Annotated in this window: 21 protein-coding genes; 3 read left to right on the top strand and 18 right to left on the bottom strand. The window is 68.8% G+C overall.

Features of this window, described 5'->3' with window-relative positions; all coding sequences use genetic code 11:
- Window positions 1–2 precede the first annotated feature (2 nt).
- From mgtE to AC3ANK_RS14455, 16 genes are all read right to left on the bottom strand, one after another.
- Window positions 3–1,364 (bottom strand): magnesium transporter, encoded by a 1,362-nt coding sequence (gene mgtE, locus AC3ANK_RS14530; protein ID WP_206861434.1) that lies wholly within the window; start codon window positions 1,362–1,364, stop codon window positions 3–5.
- Window positions 1,365–1,520: 156 nt separating this feature from the next.
- Complete coding sequence (gene ptsP / locus AC3ANK_RS14525) at window positions 1,521–3,245, bottom strand: phosphoenolpyruvate--protein phosphotransferase (RefSeq protein WP_206861433.1); 1,725 nt, start codon at window positions 3,243–3,245, stop codon at window positions 1,521–1,523.
- Between the two features lie 7 nt (window positions 3,246–3,252).
- Window positions 3,253–3,522, bottom strand: a complete 270-nt coding sequence (locus AC3ANK_RS14520) for an HPr family phosphocarrier protein (protein ID WP_206861432.1) — start codon at window positions 3,520–3,522, stop codon at window positions 3,253–3,255.
- A gap of 88 nt (window positions 3,523–3,610) precedes the next feature.
- Entirely contained in the window at window positions 3,611–4,003 is a 393-nt protein-coding gene (locus AC3ANK_RS14515) for a PTS sugar transporter subunit IIA (RefSeq protein ID WP_206861431.1), read from the bottom strand.
- A 194-nt stretch (window positions 4,004–4,197) separates the two neighbouring features.
- A complete protein-coding gene (locus tag AC3ANK_RS14510; protein ID WP_206861430.1) occupies window positions 4,198–4,521 on the bottom strand; it encodes a hypothetical protein in 324 nt (107 codons plus the stop codon).
- Between the two features lie 70 nt (window positions 4,522–4,591).
- On the bottom strand, window positions 4,592–4,918 hold the full coding sequence (locus AC3ANK_RS14505; protein ID WP_206861658.1) for an EF-hand domain-containing protein: 327 nt from the start codon (window positions 4,916–4,918) through the stop codon (window positions 4,592–4,594).
- Between the two features lie 175 nt (window positions 4,919–5,093).
- Window positions 5,094–5,975, bottom strand: coding sequence for an RNase adapter RapZ (gene rapZ, locus AC3ANK_RS14500; protein ID WP_206861429.1), 882 nt, complete (start codon window positions 5,973–5,975; stop codon window positions 5,094–5,096).
- A 30-nt stretch (window positions 5,976–6,005) separates the two neighbouring features.
- A complete protein-coding gene (gene hprK / locus AC3ANK_RS14495; RefSeq protein WP_206861428.1) occupies window positions 6,006–6,956 on the bottom strand; it encodes an HPr(Ser) kinase/phosphatase in 951 nt (316 codons plus the stop codon).
- A gap of 8 nt (window positions 6,957–6,964) precedes the next feature.
- Complete coding sequence (locus AC3ANK_RS14490; RefSeq protein ID WP_206861427.1) at window positions 6,965–7,462, bottom strand: PTS sugar transporter subunit IIA; 498 nt, start codon at window positions 7,460–7,462, stop codon at window positions 6,965–6,967.
- A 24-nt stretch (window positions 7,463–7,486) separates the two neighbouring features.
- A complete protein-coding gene (hpf, locus tag AC3ANK_RS14485) occupies window positions 7,487–7,813 on the bottom strand; it encodes a ribosome hibernation-promoting factor, HPF/YfiA family (RefSeq protein ID WP_115842550.1) in 327 nt (108 codons plus the stop codon).
- A 153-nt stretch (window positions 7,814–7,966) separates the two neighbouring features.
- Window positions 7,967–9,394 (bottom strand): RNA polymerase factor sigma-54, encoded by a 1,428-nt coding sequence (locus AC3ANK_RS14480; RefSeq protein WP_206861426.1) that lies wholly within the window; start codon window positions 9,392–9,394, stop codon window positions 7,967–7,969.
- A gap of 81 nt (window positions 9,395–9,475) precedes the next feature.
- Entirely contained in the window at window positions 9,476–10,195 is a 720-nt protein-coding gene (gene lptB, locus AC3ANK_RS14475) for an LPS export ABC transporter ATP-binding protein (protein ID WP_206861425.1), read from the bottom strand.
- Window positions 10,195–10,731: a lipopolysaccharide transport periplasmic protein LptA gene (lptA, locus tag AC3ANK_RS14470; protein WP_484171506.1), complete on the bottom strand. Its 537-nt coding sequence runs from the start codon at window positions 10,729–10,731 to the stop codon at window positions 10,195–10,197. Before lptA ends, lptB begins: the two co-directional genes overlap by 1 nt.
- Entirely contained in the window at window positions 10,718–11,302 is a 585-nt protein-coding gene (gene lptC, locus AC3ANK_RS14465) for an LPS export ABC transporter periplasmic protein LptC (RefSeq protein WP_206861423.1), read from the bottom strand. Before lptC ends, lptA begins: the two co-directional genes overlap by 14 nt.
- The gene (locus AC3ANK_RS14460) at window positions 11,299–11,880 is read right to left on the bottom strand and encodes a KdsC family phosphatase (RefSeq protein WP_206861422.1); all 582 of its coding nucleotides are present in this window, start codon (window positions 11,878–11,880) and stop codon (window positions 11,299–11,301) included. The genes lptC and AC3ANK_RS14460 overlap by 4 nt, the downstream gene beginning before the upstream one ends.
- Before the next feature lie 101 nt (window positions 11,881–11,981).
- A complete protein-coding gene (locus AC3ANK_RS14455; RefSeq protein ID WP_206861421.1) occupies window positions 11,982–13,004 on the bottom strand; it encodes a KpsF/GutQ family sugar-phosphate isomerase in 1,023 nt (340 codons plus the stop codon).
- A 186-nt stretch (window positions 13,005–13,190) separates the two neighbouring features.
- Here AC3ANK_RS14455 and AC3ANK_RS14450 point away from each other — a divergent pair, with 186 nt between their 5' ends.
- The 3 genes from AC3ANK_RS14450 (at window position 13,191) to AC3ANK_RS14440 (ending at window position 15,134) form a co-directional block, all read left to right on the top strand.
- Complete coding sequence (locus AC3ANK_RS14450; RefSeq protein WP_206861420.1) at window positions 13,191–13,433, top strand: BolA family protein; 243 nt, start codon at window positions 13,191–13,193, stop codon at window positions 13,431–13,433.
- A 71-nt stretch (window positions 13,434–13,504) separates the two neighbouring features.
- Window positions 13,505–14,782 (top strand): UDP-N-acetylglucosamine 1-carboxyvinyltransferase, encoded by a 1,278-nt coding sequence (gene murA, locus AC3ANK_RS14445; RefSeq protein ID WP_206861419.1) that lies wholly within the window; start codon window positions 13,505–13,507, stop codon window positions 14,780–14,782.
- A 16-nt stretch (window positions 14,783–14,798) separates the two neighbouring features.
- Window positions 14,799–15,134: an EF-hand domain-containing protein gene (locus AC3ANK_RS14440; RefSeq protein ID WP_242525135.1), complete on the top strand. Its 336-nt coding sequence runs from the start codon at window positions 14,799–14,801 to the stop codon at window positions 15,132–15,134.
- Window positions 15,135–15,239: 105 nt separating this feature from the next.
- On the opposite strand, the gene AC3ANK_RS14435 is transcribed toward AC3ANK_RS14440, so the two are convergent.
- Window positions 15,240–15,929, bottom strand: coding sequence for a DUF3108 domain-containing protein (locus tag AC3ANK_RS14435; protein WP_206861418.1), 690 nt, complete (start codon window positions 15,927–15,929; stop codon window positions 15,240–15,242).
- On the bottom strand, window positions 15,929–16,702 hold the full coding sequence (locus AC3ANK_RS14430; protein ID WP_484171505.1) for a DUF3108 domain-containing protein: 774 nt from the start codon (window positions 16,700–16,702) through the stop codon (window positions 15,929–15,931). The genes AC3ANK_RS14435 and AC3ANK_RS14430 overlap by 1 nt, the downstream gene beginning before the upstream one ends.
- Window positions 16,703–16,714: the final 12 nt, after the last annotated feature.

The raw sequence follows: 16,714 nt of genomic DNA, 5'->3' as shown, positions 1-16,714 counted from the left end.
GATCAGTGCAGCAGGATGACCGTCGCCAGCCCGAGGAAGGTGAAGAACCCCATCACGTCCGTCACCGTTGTGAGGAAGATGCCCGACGCCAGCGCCGGGTCGTAGCCGAAGCGCTTGATCGTCACCGGCACCAGCACGCCCGCCACCGCCGCGAACAGCAGGTTCGCGGTGAGCGCGGTCGCGATCACTATCGACAACCCCACGCTGTGGAACCACAGCAGCACGATCAGGCCCAGCAGCGTGCCGAGCACCAGCCCGTTGAGCAGCGCCACGCGCGATTCCTTCCACAGCAGCGTGCGCACGTTCGCCGCGCCGACCTGGCCGAGCGCGAGGCCGCGCACCATCAGCGCCAGCACCTGCGTGCCGGCGTTGCCGCCCATGCCGGCGACGATGGGCATCAGCACGGCCAGCGCGACCAGCTTGTCGATGGTGTCGGCGAATTCGCCGACCACGCTCGCGGCCAGGAACGCGGTCGCGAGGTTGATCGACAGCCAGATCAGCCGGCGGCGCATCGCGCGCCAGACGGGGCTGAAGAGGTCTTCGTCCTCGTCCAGGCCGGCGGCGCTCAGCGCCTGGTGCTCGGCCTGGTTGCGGATGATGTCGACGACGTCGTCGATGGTGATGCGGCCGAGCAGGATGTTGTTGTCGTCCACGACCGGTGCGCTGATCCAGTCGTGGTCGGAGAACTTGCGCGCGACCTCGTTGGCCGATTCCTCCACGTCGATCGCCGGCTGCTCGTCGTCGATCAGCTTGTTGATCGGCGTGCCCGGCTCGTGCGTGAGCAGCGCCGCAAGCGCGATGCGGCCCAGGTACTGGTGGCGGCGACTGACCACGTACAGGTGGTCGGTGTGCTCGGGCAGCTCGCCGCGCAGGCGCAGGTAACGCAGTACCACGTCGATGGTGGTGTCGGTGCGCACCGTCACCACGTCGGGGTTCATCAGTCGGCCGGCGGTGTCCTCCGGGTACGACAGCACCTGCTCGAGCCGCTCGCGGTTCTCGCGGTCCATCGACTTGAGGACTTCGTCGATGACGGTGTCCGGCAGGTCCTCGACCAGGTCGGCGAGGTCGTCGATGTCAAGGTCCTCGACGGCCGCGACGATTTCGTCCGGGTCCATCTCGGCCAGCAGGCTTTCGCGCACGTCGTCGCCGACGTGGACCAGCACCTCGCCGTCGTCCTCGGCATCGACCAGGCCCCACACCACCGTGCGCTTGCCCGGCGGGAGCGATTCGAGGAGGTTGCCGATCTCGGCGGGGGAAAGCGTGTTGACCAGCCGGCGCACGGGGCCCAGACGACCGCTGTCCAGCGCGTCGGAAAGCAGGCGCAGTTGGCGCGCGGTCTTGTCGTGGCGGACGGCTTCGGCCATTCGGGGCTTCCCGTGCTTCGTGAGAAGCGTGGTCGCGTCGGGCCGCTCGGGCACGACAGGGTCAGGCGTTCATGGCGTCAGTTTAAGCCAGGATCGAGTGGAGAGGAACGAAAAACGGGCAGGAGCACACCGGCACTCTCGCTCCTTCACTCGTTCCTAGAACCGGGGCGCACTCTCCGCGATCCACTCCTCGATTCCCGCGCGATCGCGTGCGCGCAGCAGCGCCGGTGCGCGCGCCTGCAACTGCGCCAGGTCGCAATGGCGGATCGTGCGGCGCAGTTCCAGCAGCGTGGCCGGATGCAGGCTGAATTCCATCAGCCCCAGCGCCAGCAGCATCGGTGCGAAGTGCGCGTCGCCGGCCATTTCGCCGCACACCGCCACCGGCTTGCCGCGCTTCCGGGCGAGCTGGATGACGTCGCGCACCAGCCGGATCACCGCCGGATGCAGCGGTGTGTAGAGGCTCGTCAACGCCTCGTTGTTGCGATCGGCGGCGAGCAGGTACTGCACCAGGTCGTTGGTGCCGATCGACAGGAAATCCACCGCGCCGATGAACGCCGGCAGCGCGATCGCCGCGGCCGGCACTTCGATCATCGCGCCCAGCGGGATGTGCTCGGCGATCTCGCAGCCTTCCTCGCGCAGCTGCGCGGTGACGCGGTTGAGCGTGGCGCGCACCGCGCGCACTTCCTCGCGCGTGGACACCATCGGCAGCAGGATGCGCAGCGGCCCGTAGCCCGACGCGCGCACCAGCGCGCGCAGCTGCGCTTCCAGCAGGTTCGCGCGCGCCAGCGACAGGCGCACGCCGCGCAGGCCGAGCGCGGGGTTGGGCTCGTCGCGCAGCGCAAGGCCCGTGCGGTCGGCCTTGTCCGCGCCCAGGTCGAGGGTGCGGATCGTCACCGCGCGCCCGGTCATGCCGAGCACCACGTCGCGGTAGACGCGGAACTGTTCCTCCTCGTCCGGCAGCTCGTTGCGCTGGAGGAACAGGAATTCGGTGCGGTACAGGCCCACGCCGGCGGCGCCGAGCGCGTGCGCCTCGGCCACGTCCTCGCGCGATTCGGCATTGGCGTACAGCTTGATGTCCACGCCGTCGAGCGTGCGCGTGGGTTCGCGTCGCAGGCGGTGCAACTGCTTGCGCTCGCGCGCCAGTTCGCGCACGCGGGAACGGTGCGCGCGCAGGTCCTCCGCGTCGGGTTCCAGGATCACGCGACCGCTGGCACCGTCCACGGCGAGCACGTCGCCGTCGTTGATCTTCTGCAGCGCCTTCTCGGTACCGACCACCAGCGGCAGGTGCAGGCTGCGCGCGAGGATCGCGCTGTGCGACAGGATGCTGCCGGTGGTGGTGACGATCGCCATCACGCCCTGCGCCTGCAACTGGGCGATTTCGGCCGGCGCGACGTTGTCAGTGACGAGGATCTCGCCGGCCACGCCGGGCATGCCGGCATCGCGACGATGCAGCGCGGCGTGGATGCGGCCGATCACCTGGTCGATGTCGTCCACGCGGCTGCGGAAATAGGCGTCGTCCATGGTCTGGAAGACGGCGGCGATGCGGTCGCGTTGCAGGCGCAGCGCGTAGTCGGCCGAATAGCGGCCGGTGCGGATCAGTTCGTCCAGGCCGTGCAGCAGTTCGGGGTCGTCCAGCAGCAGGCTGTGCAGATCGAGGAATTCGCCGACCTCGTGCGCCAGCGCGCCGTGCAGGCGTTCGCGCAGGGACACCATCTCGCCGCGCACGGTGGCGATGGCGGCACGCAGGCGCGCGATCTCGCGTTCCACGCGCTTGGCCGGAATGTGTTCCTCGACGACTTCCAGTACGTGCGGCAGGCGGACGCGGGCGCGGCCGAGCGCGCTTCCGCGCGAGGCCCCATGTCCTGCGAACTCCTGCCTCATCGGCGCCTCAGCTGTCTTCGTCGAAACGGCGTTCGAACAGCGACACGACCGCCTGCGCGGCGTGCTCCTCGTCCTCGCCTTCCACGCGCAGTTTCACCTGCGTGCCCTGGCCGGCGGCGAGCAGCATGACGCCCATGATGCTCTTGGCGTTCACCTCGCGGCCTTTCGCCGTGAGCGTGGCGCTGCTGCGGTAGCCCGACAGCGTCTGCACGAGCTTGGCCGTGGCCCGCGCATGCAGGCCGAGTCGATTGCTGACGGTCAAATCGTGCTCGATCATCGTCGCGTCCTCCGGGCCCGTCGCCGGTCCCGCCCTTGTTCTGCTCCACTCATGCTTCGTCCAGCTGCTTCGTTGCGCCCGACCGGCGTCAGGCTTCGTCCACGATCACGCCGTTGCGCGCACCGGCGGCGGCGACCGCCGGCAGTTCGTCCAGGCCCAGGTCGGCGTAGTTCATCACCCGCAGCAGCATCGGCAGGCTCACCGCCGAGACGCGCCGCACCGGCGTGCCCAGTCGCGCGACCTTCGCCGCGAGGTTGCTGGGCGTCGCGCCGTACAGGTCGGTCAGCACCAGCACGCCGTCGCCACCGTCCACCCGGCGCAACGCCGCGCTGGCCTGCGGCAGCAGCGCGTCGGGATCGCCTTCGAACGGCACCTCCAGCGCTTCGGTGCGCAGCGGCAACTGGCTCAGCAACCGGCGCGCCACCGCGACCAGCGCGGTGCCGATGCCTTCGTGGGTGATGAGCAGGATGCCGACGGCCATGCCGCCAACTTAACAGGTCCGGGTGACGGCCCGGAAGCGGGAATGCTGCCGTCCTGCGACTTCCGGGACACGCGCTTCGCGTAGCGTCGGAGGAGGCGCGCGGCGACATCAGGAACGCCGTCACGAAAGCCGCCGGCCGGACACGGAAACGGCCCGCTTGCGCGGGCCGTTCGGGGTGGGAATCCGACGTGCGATCACGAACGCGGCGGGGTGGTCTGGTCCTGCGGCGTGGTCTGGTCCGTCGGCGGGGTGGTGTCCGTGCCTTCGGTCGGCGGCGGCGTGGTCGGCGGCGGAGTGGTGGTATCCGTCGGCGGCATCGTGCTGTCGGTCGGTGGCGTGGTATCGGTCGGCGGCGGCGTGGTCGTGTCCGCAGGCGGCGTGGTGGTGTCGGCCGGCGGGGTTTCCGTGGTCGGCGGGACCGTGTCGGTCTCGGTCCTCTGGCAGCCGGCCAGGGCCAGCGTCGAGGACACGAGGACCAGCGCAAGCGCGCCGGTCAGGCGATGGAGTCGGGCGTTCATTCGATCGATGCTCCTTTCAGGGGGAAGGGTTCGGCGACCTGGCAACCGCGTCGCCGCAAGCGGTCGTGCTTCACTGCGGCGTGGAGGTATCGGTGCGCTGATGGCCCGCCGCGAATTCGGTCTCCGAGACCTGGCCATCGCCATCGCGGTCGACCTGCGCGAAATGACTGGTCAGTCGCGCGTCGGCCGCCGCTTCGTCCTTGCTCACCTTGCCGTCGGCGTTGACGTCGAGGTCCGCGAAACTCAGGGTCCGCGGCGTGGTGTCGGTGGTGCTGCCGGTCGGTGGCGTGGTCGGCGTCGGTGGTTCGGTGCGCTGCGCGAAGGCGGGCGACATCACGAGCGCGACGGCCAGCGCGGTCGCCAGGATCGATGTCTGCGTGAGGGTGGAGTCCTGCATTGCACTCTCCTGCGGGTGGGCGCCATTGGGCAGCGCAACCCGACCGTAGCCTTGGCACCGCAAGGCTTGCGCAAGCGTGATGCGAAAATTTCGTGAGCCCGTTCAGCGCACGCTGGGAAAAGCGGGCTGGAGTTCACGGGAAGGGGCTGGAAGGTCCCGGATCGTGAACGTCGTGTCAGTCCAGCTCGCGATGGTGCACCGCGACCTCGTCCCAGCCCTGCGAGCGGGCGTGCTCGGCGAAGCGTTCGGCCAGGTACACGGAACGATGCCGCCCGCCGGTGCAGCCGAAGGCGATGGTCGCGTAGCTGCGCGTGCTGTCCACGTGCAGGCGCGGCAGCCAGGTGTCGAGGAAAGCGCGGATCTGTTCGAAGAACAGGTTCACGTCGGCCTGCGATTCCAGGTACTCGCGGATCGCGGCATCGCGACCGGACAACGGCCGCAGTACCGGGTCCCAATGCGGATTGGGAAGCGCGCGTGCATCGAACACGAAGTCCGCGTCCGGGGGCACGCCACGGCGGTAGGCGAAGGATTCGAACAGCAGCGACATGCCGGTGTCGCCGCCGATGCCGAATTCGGTCAGCACCTGGCGGCGCAGCTGGTGCACGTTGAGCGTGCTGGTGTCGACCACCGCGTCGGCGATGGAGCGCAGCGGCTTGAGCACCTGCCGCTCCAGCGCGATCGCATCGGCCAGCGACAGTCCGAGATGGCTCAGCGGATGGCGCCGGCGCGTGTCGGCATAGCGCTTGAGCAGCGCGGCTTCGTTCGCATCGAAGAAGACCAGGCGCGGATCCAGCCCGAGCTTGCCGACGGCCGACAACCACTCGGGAATGTTGCTCAGGTCGCTGTGCCGGTTGCGCACGTCGATGCTCACCGCCATCTTCGCCGGCGCGCCGTCGTCGGCGCGCATCACGCTGGCGACGAACTGCGGCAGCAGGTCGGCGGGCAGGTTGTCGACGCAGAAATATCCCAGGTCCTCGAACGTGCGCAGGGCGACGGACTTGCCCGACCCGGACATGCCGCTGACGATGACGAGAATGGAGTTGGGCGATTCGCTCATGGCTCGGGCGAAGTGGAGGGAGGTGCGCGGTCAGGCATCGCCGCGTTCGAGGAAATTGCTGTGCCGCGCGATGAACGCCGCCGCCGGATCCAGCCCCTTCATGCGCAGGCTGTGCAGGCGCGTGGCCGCTTCGGTCAGCACGGCGAGGTTGCGGCCGGGCATGACGGGCAGGGTGATCATCGGCACGTCCAGGTCGAGCACGCGACGCACGCCGCTGTCGCCGGTGAGCCGCTCCATGCCCATCGGCTTGGGCTCGGTCATCGGCTTGCCCAGGTGCACGATCAGGCGCAGGTACTTGTTGTTCTTCACCGCGGTGTCGCCGAACATCTGGCGGATGTTGAGCACCCCCAGGCCGCGCACTTCGAGCAGGTCCTGGAGCATTTCCGGGCAGGTGCCGTCGAGCACGTCCGGCGCGATCTGGGTGAACTCCGGTGCGTCGTCGGCGACGAGGCGATGGCCGCGCGTGACCAGTTCCAGCGCGAGCTCGCTCTTGCCCGATCCCGATTCGCCGGTGATCAGCACGCCGATGGAGTAGATCTCCATGAACACGCCGTGCAGCGTCACGCGCGGCGCGAGCGACCGCGCGAGGTGGTATTGCAGGTGGTTGAGCAGCTCATGCCCGCGACGCGGCGAGGCCCACAGCGGCGTGTGGCTTTCCTCGGCGGCGATGCGCAGGTCTTCCGGGCAGGTCTGGTCCTTGCTGATCACCAGCGCGAGCGGCCGGAACTGCATGATCTTCTCGATGGTCTCCCAGCGCAGGCGCGGTTCGAGTGCGTCGAGCCACGCGAGTTCCTCGGTGCCCAGGATCTGCACCTTGTTGGGATAGATCGCGTTGAGATAGCCGGCCAGCGACGGACGCCGCGCGACAGTGTTGACCGATTCCAGGACGCGCCGCTCGCCGCTTTGCCCGGCCAGCCAGCGCAGGCCGAGGCGATCGCGTTGTTGTTCGAACAGTTCTCCCGCGCTGATGCTGGTGCTCATGCGGACCCTCAGGCGGCGCAGGGAAGGAAATCGGAAGCGCCGCACAACACTCCGTGCAGCTCGCCGACGTCGCGCGCCTCGCGCAGCGCGGCGCGGTAATCGGGATTGGCGAAGCGTTCGGCGATCTCCGCCAGACGCTGCACCTGTGCACTGACCTCGTGCTCGGGCACGAGCAGGGCGAGCACGAGGTCGACGGGCTCGCCGTCGGGCGCGCCGGAATCGACCGGATGCTGCAACCGCAGGAACGCGGCGCGGCACTCGTCCAGGCCGGCGACGCGCGCGTGCGGAAGCGCGACGCCGTGGCCGAGCGCGGTGCTCGCGCGGGCCTCGCGTTCGCGCAGCGCGAGCGCGATGGATGCGGTGTTCCCACCATCGGCCAGCAGCCATGCCGCCGCATCGAGCACGCGCGGCAACGCGGACACGCCCGTCCCGGGCGCGCCCGTCTCTATGGCGTGGCCATCCAGGATGGCGACACGCGCGCGTGACAACAGGTCATGCAGCGGCATGGTGCGGGCGGTGGGGTCCGATGATCAGCCGAAGCTGTTGCTGCGGGCGGCGCTTTCGCCGCGGTGATGGTCGACCACCTTGCTGCGGTGCTCGCGGAGCAGACGGTCGAGCTTGTCGGTCAGGAGGTCGATGGCGGCGTACATGTCCAGGGCCTGCGCGTCGGCGACCAGGGTGCGGCCGGCGAGGTTCACGGTGGCCTTGGCGCGGTGGTTGGGTTTCTCAAGGCTCAGCTGGGTGCGAACGTCGAAGGGTTGTTCGCAATGCCGTTCCAGTCGCGAGAGCTTGCTTTCCACGTAGTCCCGCAGGGCGGGCGTGACCTCGATCTGCTGGCCGTAGGTTTCGATACGCATCGGAGACCTCCTTTACGTCGCGACGGGAGGACAGGATGGCACGCCGGGCGCGTTGCGCAAGGGGCCTGCATCCGCAGTTTCGGGGTTCCGCGCCGAACGCTTTGATCCGGCAAGGTTTTGTGTTCGCGGCCTTCACGCCGCGATGTCGAATTCCTAACCGATCCTTACGCGATCCTGCGAGGACGGAATGCTCATCGCCTCGCGGTACTTGGCGACGGTACGCCGCGCGACGGGAACGCCGGTGGCCTTGAGCGTCTCCGCCAGGCGGGCATCGGAGAGAGGCTTGCGCGGATTTTCAGCCTCGATGAGGCGGCGGATCATGGCCTGGATCGCCGTGCTGGACGCCTCGCCGCCGGTGCCGGTCTCGATGCCGGATGCGAAGAACGCGCGCAGCGGCACCGTGCCCCGCGGCGTGCGCGCGTATTTGCGGGCGATCGCGCGCGACACCGTGGATTCATGCAGCCCGACCTCGGCCGCGACTTCGCGCAGCGTGAGTGGACGCAGTGCGCTGTCGCCGAATTCCAGGAACGCCGCCTGCTGCTTGATCAGGCAGCGCGCCACCTTGATCAGCGTCTCGCCGCGCGCTTCCAGGCTCTTGAGCAGCCAGCGCGCCTCCTGCAGGTGGCCGCGCAGGTAGCTCGCATCCGCGCCGCTGGCGTGGCGCAGCATGTTCTCGTAGCCACGATGGATCGAAATGCGCGGACGCATGCCATCGGCCAGCGCGACGCGCCACAGGCCGTGCTGGCGCCAGATCACCACGTCCGGTGCGATGTAGGTGTCGCTGGCGATCGCGCCGATCTGCGCGCCGGGGCGCGGATCGAGCGATCGCAGCAACTGCACCGCGGTTTCCGCCTCGCCCAGGTCTAGCTTGAGTTCCGCCGCGAGCCCCGCCACGCCCACGCGCGGGAGGCGTTCGAGCGGACCATTGGCCAGCTGGTGGGCCAATGCGCGGCCCGGGGTCTCCGCAGGCAGCTGCGCGAGCTGCAGGCGCAGGCATTCGCCCAGAGAACGCGCGCCCACGCCCACCGGGTCGAACTGCTGGATCTGGTGCAGCACCGTGGTGAGTTCCTCGAGGCTGCATTCCAGCGTCGAGGCGAGCGTGGCGGCGATCGACTCCAGCGGCTCGCGCAGGTAGCCGTCGTCATCGATGGATTCGATCAGGGCCACGCCGATCGATCGATCGCGCGCGGAGAGCGGGCTCAGGTGCAACTGCCACAACAGGTGGTCGTGCAGCGTGTCCGATTCGGCCACCTGTTCGGCGATGGGCGTTTCGTCGTCGCTGTCGGCCGGCCCGAGGCGCTCGTACCAGGGTTCGCCGTCGGTGTTCCATTCGGCTTCCGGTGGCAGGTGTTCGGGTTCGGCGCTGCTGGCGGCGCCTTCGCCGCCGGATTCGCCGTTGATGCCCGCGTCGGCGACGCTGATTGCGGTTTCGGTCCAGTCCAGCAGCGGATTGCTCTCCACCGCTGCGGCCAGTTCAGCCTCGAGCTCGATCGCGGACAGCTGCAGCAGGCGGATCGCCTGACGCAACTGCGGTGTCATCACCAGCTGTTGTCCGAGAGCGGCTTGGAGACGCGGTTTCATCGTCGAATGCCAACGCGACCAGGGGGATCCGACGGCCGCGTGGCGTTGGGCGTGCGGAGAAGCCGCACCTTCGACACATCCTTACAGCCGGAAGGTTTCGCCCAGGTAGACGCGACGTACGTCGGGGTTCGCAAGCAGCGCGTCCGGTGCACCCTGCGCCAGAACGCCGCCTTCGTTGAGGATATACGCCCGATCGCAAATGCCCAAGGTTTCGCGGACGTTATGGTCCGTGATGAGCACCCCGATTCCGCGATTCTTGAGGTGGCGCACGATCCGCTGGATCTCGCCGACCGAAATCGGGTCCACGCCGGCGAAGGGTTCGTCGAGCAGCATCAGGCGCGGACGCGCGGCCAGCGCGCGTGCGATTTCCACGCGACGGCGCTCGCCGCCGGAAAGGCTGGCGCCGATCTGGTCGGCGACGTGGCCGACCTGCAGTTCGTCGAGCAGGCTTTCCAGTTCGCGATCGCGGCCGTCGCGGTCCAGGTCCTCGCGCAGTTCGAGCACCAGGCGGATGTTGTCGGCCACGGTGAGTTTGCGGAACACCGAAGGCTCCTGCGGCAGGTAGCCCACGCCGTACTTGGCGCGCGCGTACATCGGCTCGGCGGTGATGTCCTTGCCGTCGAGCACGATCTGCCCGGCATCGGCCGGAACGAGGCCGACGATCATGTAGAAGCAGGTCGTCTTGCCCGCGCCGTTGGGGCCGAGCAGGCCCACCACTTCGCCGGCGTCGAGCGTGAGGCCGAAGTCCTTGACCACTTCGCGCGAACGGTAGGCCTTGCGCAGGCCCTGGGCCACCAGCATCAGCCGCCCCCCTGCGCGTTCTTCGGCATGATGCGGATCTTCACGCGATCGTTCGCGCCCTGTCCGCCGCCCTGCACCTGGCCGGTCCGCATGTTATAGACCACGCGCTCGCCGGCGATGGAGCCGGACGGCTGGCGGATGTTCACGCCGCCGGTGAAGACGACGATCTCGGTCTTGAGGTCGTAATCGACCTTGTTGGCGACGGCGTCCATCAGCTTGCCGTCGTCGAGTTCCTGCTTCAGCGTCACCGGCGACCCGGTCAGCACGGCGCGCGCGGGTTCGCCGTCGCGCGTGGTGATCACCGCCTGTTCGGCGCGGATCTCGAGCGTGCCCTGGGTGATGATCACGCCGCCGCTGAGGACGGTGGGGCGGCTGTCGTCCATCGAGTAGTCGCTGCGGCCGGCATCGATGTCCATCGGCTTGTTGCGATCGGACGTGCGGGCGAGCGCGCCGGCCGGCATCAGTGCCAGGACCAGCAACGCAGCGCCGGCGAAGCCCGCGAGGGACTTTTCCAGCGTTGCACTAAGGCGCAGCACGTTCATATCGGGCCTTGACGTCATTCTTGAGGGTGATGCGCTTCGCATCGAGGTCGGCTTCCAGGCCGCGGCCGTTCAGTATAAGGCCCGGCTGCGTGAGGGTTACCTGCGCGGCCGACGTGGCGCGCCGGGCGTCGGGGAAAACGTTCAGTTCCTCGGTGACGACCTTGATGGGCTTTCCGTCGGCGTTCGTGCTGCGGGCGTTCACGCCGCCGCGCAGTCGCACTTCCTCGCCCTTCTCGCTGACCCATCCGGTCTGCGAGCGGATGTCCCACGGCGATGCCTGGCTGCCCTGGCGCGGCGGGATATGGAATTGCGGCGTGGCGATCTGCATCGTGCGCACGTCCGGATCGCGTTCCAGCCGCGGCGCGTTGAGCGTGAAGGACTCGCGTCCGTCTTCATCGAGCACGGTCGCCTGGAAATCGTGCAGCACGTAGTCGGGCCGTTTTCCGATCGGCCCCGTCGCGGTGTCGCGATCGCGCTGCTGCCACAGCAGCCAGCCGCTCAGCAGTGCGCCGGCGAGGAGGGCGAGGGTGCCGATCGCGCGCCAGTTCATCGCGCGCCAGTTCATGCGTTGCCTTCCACGCGCACGCCTTCGACGCGGACCAGGTCGGCGAGCAGTCGTTCGGCATGGCCCTGCGCGGCCAGCAGCAGGTCGCAGAACTCGCGCACCGCGCCGTGCCCGGCGCGCGCGGTGGTGCGCCAGTGCACGCGTTCGCCGACCCAGCGGTGCGCGTCGGCCGGCGCCACGGCGAAGCCGGTCTGCAGCATCACGCGCAGATCGGCGAGGTCGTCGCCCATGAAGGACGCCTGTTCCATCGCGATGCCCATGCGCGCGGCGATGTCATGCACGCACGCCAGTTTGTCCTTCACGCCCACGTGCACCTCGTCGATACCCAGGTCCTCGCCGCGACGCTTCGCGATCGGCCCGGCGCGCGCGGTGATGAAGGCCACCGAGATGCCGACCTTGCGCAGCAGCGTCAGTCCCTGGCCGTCGTGCACGTGGAAGGCCTTCAGCTCGCTGCCCTCGTCATCGAAGTACAGCCGCCCGTCGGTCAACGTGCCGTCGACGTCGAAGCACGCCAGGCGGATGCGCGAGGCGCGTTCGCGGATGTCGGCGGGGTAGTCGTTGAGGTGGCTGTAGGGCATGGAGCTAGAGGTGAGTGAGGAGGATCGGGAAAGGAGTGGAGAGCGAAGGCGAGCCGGAGGGTCCCACTCGGTTCTCGTTCCTTTCCACCCGTTCCCCGCCGTTAGACAACGCGAGCCCGCAACAGGTCATGAATGTTCAGCGCGCCGACGACGCGGCCTTTGCCATCCACCACCAGCAGGCCGCTGATCTTGTGCGCTTCCATCAGCTGCGCCGCTTCCACCGCCATCGCATCGGAGCCGATGGTCTTGGGCGAACGCGTCATCACCTCGACGATGCGCGTGTTGCGCAGGTCGAGGCGATCGTCGTCCAGCGTGCGGCGCAGGTCGCCGTCGGTGTACAGGCCGAGCAGGCGATCGTCCGCGTCGACCACGGCGGTCATGCCCAGGCGCTTGCGGCTCATCTCGACCAGCGCCTCGCTGATGCTGGCGTCGGCGCCCACGCGCGGTACGTCGTCGCCGGAATGCATGATGTCGACGATGTGCAGCAGCAGGCGGCGGCCGAGCGCGCCGGCCGGATGCGAGCGCGCGAAATCGTCGGCGGTGAAGCCGCGCGCGTCGAGCAGCGCGACCGCGAGCGCGTCGCCCATTGCCAGCGAGGCGGTGGTGCTGGAGGTCGGCGCCAGCGCGAGCGGGCAGGCCTCGGCGGGGACGCTGACGTCCAGGTGCACGTCGGCCTCGCGCGCCAGCGAGGAATTCGGCCGGCCGGTCATCGCGATCAGCTTGTTGCCCTGGCGCTTGAGGCCCGGCAGCAGCATCAGCACTTCGTCGCTCTCGCCCGAGTACGACAGCGCCAGGACTATGTCGACGTCGGTGATCATGCCCAGGTCGCCGTGCCCGGCTTCGCCCGGGTGCACGTAGAAGGCCGGGGTGCCGGTGGAGGCCAGGGTCGCGGCGATCTTGCGCGCGACGTGGCCCGACTTGCCCATGCCGGTGCAGACCACGCGGCCCTGCGAGGCGAGGATCAGCCGGCAGGCCGCGCTGAAGTCGCCATCGATGCGCGAGGCGACCGCGGACAGCGCCTGCGCTTCGATCTCGAACACGCGACGGCCGCTCGCGGCGAGCGTGGCGGGATCGTCCGCATGGACCGGAGCGTGGACGGGCGAGGGAATGGGAATGCTTGCCATGGGGCGCGCCATTTCGGACCGGGGGTCTTTCCGCTAGGCTAATCCGTCCATTCTAGGCGGTCGCGCCCGGATGTGCCCGTCACGGGCGCCCCACGACGCCGGCCCCGATCGCGGACCACCGCCACGCGCGGCGCGCAGGATGCGCGAAACCGCTTCCCCCCGAGCTCGCAACCAAAGGTTCGTCCCTTGAATCCCGACACCATCCGCCAGCTGATCGAACAGGGCCTGCCCGGCGCACGCGCCGACGTGCGCGGCGACGACGGCGTGCATTTCGAGGCCACCGTCGTGGCCGAAGCCTTCCGCGGCAAGCTGCCGCTCGCCCGCCATCGCCTGGTCTACGCGACCCTCGGCGAGCGCATGGGCGGCGAGATCCACGCGCTTGCGCTGAAGACGTTGACGCCGGAAGAAGCCGGGATCCGGGATTCGTGATCCGGGATTCGCAAGAGCCCTGACGCACCCCGGCATTTCCGAATCCCACTCCCGAATCCCGAACCCCCGACATGCAAAAGATCGTTGTAGAAGGCGGCGCCGCGCTCAACGGCGAGGTGCAGATCTCCGGTGCGAAGAACGCCGTCCTGCCGATCCTGTGCGCGACGCTGCTGGCCGACGGCCCGGTGTCGATCACCAACGTGCCGAACCTGCACGACGTGGTGACCACCGCCAAGCTGCTGGGCGAACTCGGCGCCGGCATCACGGTGGACGAGGGCACGCTTGGCAAGGGCCGCGGCATGATCGTCGACCCGACCACCGTGCACAGCCACGTCGCGCCCTATGAACTGGTCAAGACGATGCGCGCTTCGGTGCTCGTGCTCGGTCCGCTGCTGGCGAAGTACGGCGCGGCCGAAGTCTCGCTGCCGGGCGGCTGCGCGATCGGTTCGCGTCCGGTCGACCAGCACATCAAGGGCCTGCAGGCGCTGGGCGCGGACATCAGCGTCGAGAACGGTTACATCAAGGCCCGTCGCAACGGCCGCCTGAAGGGCGCGCGCTTCGTGTTCGACATGGTCACCGTCACCGGCACCGAGAACGTGCTGATGGCCGCCGCGCTTGCCGAAGGCACCAGCGTGCTGGAAAACGCCGCGATGGAGCCGGAGATCGTCGACCTGGCCGACTGCCTCAACGCGCTGGGTGCCAACATCGAGCACGCCGGCAGCGGGCGCATCGTCGTGCACGGCGTGGAGCGCCTGCAGGGCGGCAGCCACCACGTGCTGCCCGACCGCATCGAGACCGGCACGTTCCTGGTCGCCGCGGCGATGACCGGCGGCCGCGTGACCGTGCGCAGCGCGCGTCCCGACACGCTCGACGCGGTGATCGACAAGCTCAAGCAGGCCGGCGCGCAGATCACGGTGGATGGCGACCGCATCACGCTCGACATGGGCGGGCGCCGTCCGAAATCCGTCGACCTGACGACCGCGCCGCACCCGGCCTTCCCGACCGACATGCAGGCGCAGTTCATGGCGCTCAACTGCATCGCCGAGGGCGTGGGCGTGATCAACGAGACCATCTTCGAGAACCGCTTCATGCACGTCTCGGAGCTGCAGCGCCTGGGCGCCGACATCCGCGTGGAAGGCCACACCGCGATCGTGCGCGGCGTGCAGAAGCTCAGCGGCGCGCCGGTGATGGCGACCGACCTTCGCGCGTCGGCGTCGCTGGTGCTCGCCGGCCTGGTCGCGGAGGGCGCGACGACCATCGACCGCATCTACCACCTGGACCGCGGTTACGAGAACATCGAGGAGAAGCTCTCGGGGCTCGGCGCGAAGATCCGGCGCATCGCGGGCTGAGGAGCAGGCGCTGACCATGGCACTGATCGACCTGACCGGAAAGCGCGCGCCGTTCACCGCGCGCCGCATCGCGACGCTGGGGTTCTTCGTCGTGCTGTTGATCGTCGTCGCGTGGCTGCACTTCACCGGCGCAGCCGTCACGCGCGGGATCGAACGCAAGGACATGGACTGGAACGGCGACGGCAACGTGACGATGCACGAGATGCTGCAGTCGTTCTACGCGGTCACCGTCAAGACGACGATCACCGCCACGAACGGCGGCGCGCGCGAATGCCGCGCCTTCGCCTTCCGCGGCAGCAGCGAGACGTTGCGGGTGGATTGCCGGACGATGGTGAAGCCGTCGGCCGAGTGAGCGTCGGCGTCGTTGCGATACGGTCGGCGGTGACGATTCAAAACGAAAGGCCCCGCGATGCGGGGCCTTTCGTTTCGTCCATCGTTCCCGTGGAGTCCGGTACGATCAGCGAACGTCCTGCACCCGCAGATCGATCGCGTCCTGCCCCTTGTCGCGCTGCAGGATGCGCGCCGGGACCGGCATGCCGTCCACGATCCACGCGATGGTCTGCTTGTCGCCCTGCGTGCTGACGACCTTGGTCGCCTGCTTCGACTGGCCGCCGACGGTGATCGCTTCCTTGCCGGCGATGGTGTAGTCGAGATTCTTGACGCGGCCGTCCTCGACCATGCGGTACTGCGTGGACTTGCCGGCCTGCACGTCGCGCACGATCGCCAGGTTGATCAGCAGCGCATCCATGTCGCCCGGCTGCAGCTTGATCGGGCCGGCGCGCTCGGGCTTCACGTCGCCCGTCCACGTCGCCACGCCCTTGGACCAGTCGTAGGTCGCGTTCTTGTTCTGCTTCTTGGTGAGCACCTGCGAGGTGTCCTTGCCGGAAACCGGGCGCCACTGGCCGTTGGCCTCCTCGAACACGGTCGTCTGGCGCAGGTTCGCCAGCGGGCTGGTGACGGCGAGGCTGTACTTCCAGCGGTTCGCGCCATCGGCGACCAGCGTCATCTGGCCCTGGCCCTGCATGCCCATGTAGCTTGCCTGGTAGTCGGCGGTGAATGGCTTGATCGCCAGCGCCGGCGCGCTGACCGCGGCCAGCATCGCCGCGGCGAGGACCGGGCGCAGCAGTCGGGTGGTGAAGTGGGCCATCAGGGTGCTCCTTTGTAGTCGACCAGGCGCAGGTCGAAAGTGTCCTCGCCATTCTCGCGCTGCAGGATGCGCACGGGCGTGGGCACGCCTTCGACCACCCACACTACCGTCTCCTCCTTGCCCGAGCCCTGAACGCGGCTCACGCGCATGGCGTTGAATCCCATGCCGTCGACGCTGACGCCTTCCAGCTCCTGCGCGACGGTGTACTGGTGGTCGCGCGCGCGGCCGTTGTCGACGAAGCGGTACTGCAGCGTCCGGCCCGGCTGCGCGTCGCGGATGATCGCCAGGTTGATCAGCAGTCCGCTCATGTCGCCGTCCTTCAGCGGCACGGGCGCCTGGCGGTTCTTCTTCACATCGCCGGTCCAGCGCGCGGTGTGCGCATTCCAGTCGTAGGTGCCGGTGATCTTGCGGCCGACGAAGATCGCCTTGCGCACGGTGCTCTGGCTCAGCGGGCGATAGGTATCCGTGCCGACCACGTCGAACACGGTGCTCTGCTGCGCGTTGGCGCCGGCCAGGCCGATCAGGCCGCGCGTGCCGCGCATGTCCAGGTCGATGCGCCAGTGCGAGGGATTCGCGTCGGGCACGACCTGCATCGTCGCCTCGCCCAGCGGTTTTCCTTCGTTGAAGATCTGGTAGTTCGCCACGAATGGCTCCAGCGCCGACGCGGGCGCGGCAAAGGACGCCAGCACGAGCGAAAGCAGGAACGGGGTGGCGGTCAGGACGCGGGTAAGACGCTTCATCGACAAGGCGGGGGAGGGGAGGTGCGCAGGCATGCCAGTTCCCGC

This window comes from Lysobacter sp. SCRH-1R (genome assembly GCF_057747855.1).
The sequence above is the reverse complement of the archived record's forward strand: the minus strand, read 5'-3'. Positions and strand labels throughout refer to the sequence as shown.